Origin of the sequence: Streptomyces sp. NPDC046465, assembly GCF_040646035.1 — a bacterium.
Taxonomy (GTDB): Bacteria; Actinomycetota; Actinomycetes; order Streptomycetales; family Streptomycetaceae; genus Streptomyces.
In genome coordinates this window covers 1-4,025 of sequence record NZ_JBEYZK010000067.1, presented here as the reverse complement: position 1 = coordinate 4,025, position 4,025 = coordinate 1, and the positions used below count along the sequence as shown (strand labels likewise).

General features: G+C 70.4%; 2 protein-coding genes. Both read right to left on the bottom strand.

What is annotated here, in order from left to right:
• Positions 1-497: 497 nt before the first annotated feature.
• Positions 498-3,128: a Helicase associated domain protein gene (locus ABZ953_RS39070; protein ID WP_361734264.1), complete on the bottom strand. Its 2,631-nt coding sequence runs from the start codon at positions 3,126-3,128 to the stop codon at positions 498-500.
• Positions 3,129-3,140: 12 nt separating this feature from the next.
• The gene (locus ABZ953_RS39065; protein WP_361734262.1) at positions 3,141-3,653 is read right to left on the bottom strand and encodes a hypothetical protein; all 513 of its coding nucleotides are present in this window, start codon (positions 3,651-3,653) and stop codon (positions 3,141-3,143) included.
• Between the last annotated feature and the right edge of the window lie 372 nt (positions 3,654-4,025).

Here is a 4,025-nt window from a genome sequence, read left to right as displayed (position 1 = left end):
GTGCCGACTACTTACCTGCAGCGGGGTCGGTACTGGCTGGCTGGTCCGAAGTCGGGCGGGAATTCCATGTTCCACAGCTCCAGCCACCCCCTGGGGTCCTCCGGGGAAGCCCCGCGAACATGTGCAGCATTGCCGGTACGCATCCCCAGTAGATCGGGCCCGCTTCGCCCGGGGTGAGCGGTAGTCACGTGCTCGTGAGCTGCGGCCATGATGGGGGCGATGAGGTCGGTCAGCAGTACCGCCTGTGTTGACCCCTGGCATCCCCGGCATTGAACCCACGCCACTTCAAGGGTCGCTGCCGTCACTTGCGTTCTCATGCCCAGGCAACGAGTGCCCTTGGTGGAAGGGTGTGGGCCTCCGCGTGCTCCGGAAACTCTGTGCGACCGCGGACCTGAGCGGCCGCCCGGAGCGCCCCGGGGTCCGACCGGGTCCGAACGGTACTGACCCCGACACCGAGTGATACTCGGCGCCGGGGTCAGAGCGATGTCCCCGCGGTGTCACTGCCCAGCGGCCCACGGCACACCCAGCGCCGCGAGGTCCGCCCGCCGCTCGGCGGCGAGTTTGTCGGCGCGCTTACGGACGTTGTCGAGCCAGGTACCCAACCGCACCGGAACGCCGTCCGTGGCCGCCTGAGCGCCGTTGGCGGTGTCGCTGGCAGCGAGGTGCTCGATGTGCTTGCGCGGCACCCGCAGGTGCCCCTCACGGGCGTGAAAGGCCCGCGCGGCCCGCATGTTCAGCGCCCACTTGTCGTCCTGGGTCCGTTTCACGGGCTGCTCGTTCTCACCCGCCGCGTCCAACCCCAGCACGTTGGCCAGCAGCCACACCTGCGCGGGCGCCAGTTGGTCCCATCCCAGCCGCTGCGCGAGTGCCCAGCGCCCGAGGTCCTCGCCCTGAACGACCAGCTCGCCCGCCCCGCCCGGCACGGCACCGCCCGCACGCAGGTGCTCCTGCAAGAGCCGGAACGCCCGCTGCCATCCCACATCCCACGCCGGGCACCACCCGGGGTCGATGTCGTCCAGCGCCTCCCGCCGGGCCTGCGTGAGAGCCCCCGCCCGCTCCACCGGCAGCCCCGCCGCGCGCTGCTCCTCGGCCTGGTCGGCGAGCTTGGCCGCCGCCCGCTGATTCTTGGCCCAGGACCCGACCGGATACCCGTTCCACACCGCCGTGGCCGGGGGCAGGAAGTGCCCGTGCACGGCCGCCCACGCACGCGCCGCAGACAGCCCCTCCTCGAAGGCGACGTCCTGGTGCGACCACACCATGCCCAGCCCGTCCAACTCCTCCACCCGCGACGCGCTCAGGGTGTCGGCCTTCGCGAACCGCCGCTGATCGGCCAGCCACGTGCCCAGCGGGAAACCGGCCGGGGCCCAGTCCTGCGGCGTCACGAAGTCGTACGGCACCCGCAGCTCCTGCACGCCGCTCTCCTTCACATACCGGGCGCAGGCCTCGATGCCGCGCCGCCAGAAGGCGTTTTCCGGATCGATCACCCGCAGCTTCATGAACCGCGCGAGCACCGCCGGATCGCGCGGGGCACTGAACTTCAGCAGCTCCCGCGCCGGACGGCTCGCCCCCGCCCCCACACCGCCCTCAGCGTCCGCCAGGCCGTCGCCGGAGTCGTCATCCAGACCGTGCGCCTCGGCGTCGTCCTGGGCCTCCCCGCCGCCCCGGTCGTCCTCGGCCGCAAGCTTCGAACTCCCGCTGCGCGGGCGGGAGTCAGCGAGGGCCTCGATCGTCTCGGAGTCGTGCGCCCGCAACGCCGCAAGGATCTTCGCCAGGGTCCCGTACGCGTTTGAGGTCAGCATTTCGTCCGGGCTTTCACCCGGAGCGAGAAATACCGGCACCATCAGAGAGGAAATCTTTCCCTCTCCGGGCTGCATGCGCAGCGACCGCCCGACCATTTGCGAGATATCAACCATGGAGCCCCGCGCATCGCAAAAGGCGACGGAATCACAATTCTTCGTGTCGACTCCTTCGCCCAATACCTTCACGGAGCTCAGCACCCGCAGCGCGGCCGGACGCAGCCGCTCCTGGCCGTGCCCCCCCTGCTGCTTCTGGCCGTGGTCCTGGTCGCGGTCGTCGATGACGTCGGACGCGAACTCGGCCAGGACCACGCGCCGATGCCCCGGGGTGTGCTCCCCGCACAGCCAGGCCGACCACACCCGGTCCGGCGCCGGGAACCGCCGCGGATCCTCCCGCCACAGCCGGGCGGCCACATCGGGGACGCCTGCCGCCATGGCCTCCGCCTCCGCCACCCGGCTATGGAACGTCAACAACTTGCGCCGCTCCTCTTGCGCGGCCGCCGACAGGATCCCCGTCTGCAACGCGGCCAGCCGCGCCCCGCGCACCGCCTCCGACCCGAAGTCGCCCTCGGCGTAGGCCTGGTGCACATCCGGGTCGCTGATGTCGATACACACCACCTGATACGGCGCCACCAACCCCCGGCCGATCGCCTCCGACAAGGTCAACCGATACGCCACCGGCCCGAAGATCGGGGAGTCGGGCGACATGCTTGCCACCAGCCTGCCCTCCCCATCCTCCGACCCCGCCGCCTGATCGGAGGCCTCCCAGATCCGGGGCGTCGCCGTCATGTACAGGCGCCGCGCCGCAGGAATCCTCTGCTGATCGTGCACAGCCGCCCACGGCTTCAAGCCGTCCCCACTGGTGCGGTGCGCCTCATCCACCACCATCAGATCCCACGCACCCAGACCAGCCGCGTGAGCCCGCTGCAGCGTGCCCTGCCCCACCGACGCATACGTCGCGAACACCGTCACCGCATCGAGGCCGGCCACCCACGCCGCGAGCTCCGCCGCATCCGTCGTACACGGCACACCCTGGGAATCCTCCGCACGCAAGGAGCACACCCCCACCATCGCGCCCGCACGCCCACCCGCACGCCAAACCTCCGCCGTCTGCACGAGGAGATCCAACGTCGGCACCAGCACCAACACCCGCCGCGCCCCCAGCCGCTGCGCGGCCGCCGTCGCGATCAACGTCTTGCCGGACCCGGTCGCCGCGATGACCTGCGTGCGCAGCCCCTCCGGGGGCATGGACCCGCCCGCAGGCACCTGCAGAACCCGCACGACCGCGTCCACGGCCTCCACTTGATGCGGGAACAACGTCTGACCAGCCATGACAAACCTCCGCTACACCTGGGGACTGGGGACAAACGACGGGACCGAGACAGCCCCGCCCACCGACTCGACATGCTCGGCGAGCTGCGCCAGGAGCAGCTCCGGACTCACCCCGGCCTGCCCAGCCACCGCACGCAGCCGACGACTCACCGACGCCGACAACCACACCTGCGCCCGCAGCTCCTCCCGCCGCTCCTGCTCCCTGCGCCGAACCTCCGCGTGCCCGGCCAGAGCCCGCTCCCGCCGCTCCGCACGCTCCTGCGCCCAGGCACTGCCCTCGGCATCGTTCCCCGGCTCGTAGAGGCCGGCCCCCGAGTCACAGAGCACGGCCTGAACCCGCCGCCACTCCACCAACTTGGCCGCCCACTGCTCGGCGAGCTCCTCGGGATCGGGACCGTACGCGCCAGCCGACACCCCCACCCCGGCCCGGGTCTCAGCCGCACGGCGCGCGGCCTCGCTCACCTTCTCGCCCACCTGTTGGGCAGTCAGGCCCGCCGCCTGCCGCCGCACCGAATCGCGCGCCACATCAACGGCGCCCCAGAGATTCGCGCCCATCCCCATCAGAATCCTCGCCTTCATATTCGTGGTCCGACTCCGGAATGGTTCCTTCGTCCGCCGGGTCGATTTCCATTCCTTATTGCGGTCTTCGCGGTATCCGTGCCCGTAAAAGCTGATAGGCATTAACGCCCCTTCCGCTCAGGGAGGCCCCGCGAGGCCCGTCCTCGTTCCGGGGGTGGGCCATAGCTCCAGAAGATACCCGCTCCACAAGTTTGACGCACAGGCATCTGCCCCCTTGTTCCAAGTTGACCGAAACTGGTAGCCTTGCGATCTCGGTTGACGGTGCGCCCCCCGTTTCCGATCGCATTCGGTCGCGGTTTGTGTCCATCGCACTCCGTG